The sequence below is a fragment of the Streptomyces apricus genome (assembly GCF_008369065.1).
Taxonomy (GTDB): domain Bacteria; phylum Actinomycetota; class Actinomycetes; order Streptomycetales; family Streptomycetaceae; genus Streptomyces; species Streptomyces apricus.
The window spans coordinates 1-743 of sequence record NZ_VDFC01000270.1; the positions used below are offsets into that span (position 1 = coordinate 1).

1 protein-coding gene is annotated in these 743 nt (G+C 67.6%); it reads right to left on the reverse strand.

Annotated elements, in window-relative coordinates; translation table 11 throughout:
* Positions 1–709: acyltransferase domain-containing protein (locus FGF04_RS39620; RefSeq protein WP_328596522.1), on the reverse strand; the 709-nt coding region annotated here is incomplete at its 3' end.
* Between the last annotated feature and the right edge of the window lie 34 nt (positions 710–743).

Consider the following 743-nt stretch of genomic DNA (forward strand, 5'->3'; position numbering starts at 1 on the left):
GGCGTGCACAGCTCCTCGGGGTCGGCGAGAGCACCGGTGAGGTTGGAGACCAACGGCACAGCTCCTCGGGGTCGGCGAGAGCACCGGTGAGGTTGGAGACCAGGGGGATGGTGGGCGGGTGGTAGGTGATCTGTTCGGCCACCTTGCGGAAAGCCGCCAGCATCGGATCCATCAAAGGCGAATGGAAGGCGTGCGAGACGTGCAGGCGCCGGGTGTGCGCGAACCGCGCCGTGACCTGCGTGACCGCTTCTTCCGCGCCGGAGATCACTACCGCGTCGGGGCCGTTGACAGCCGCGATCGCTACTTGGTCCACACCCACGAGTGCCGCCCCCACATCCTGCTCGGTAGCGCGTATGGCGATCATGGCGCCGCCGGTGGGCAACTCGCCCATCAACCGTGCGCGTGCTGTCACCAGCGCACACGCATCCGCCAGCGAGAACACCCCCGCCAGGTGTGCAGCCGCCAGTTCACCGACCGAATGCCCGGCCACGAAGTCGGGCCGTACGCCCCATGATTCCAGCAGTCGTCCCAGTGCGACTTCGAGTGCGAACAATGCCGGCTGCGCGAACTCCGTACCCTCCAAACGCCCTTGACCGGCGGAGTCGTCCGCCGCCCACATCACCTCCCGCAACGGCAGACCCAGCTCATCGACCACCTCGTCCAGGACGCGGGCGAACACCGGAAAGGCGTCATACAACTCCCGCCCCATCCCCAGCCGCTGACTGCCCTGACCGGAGCAGAGG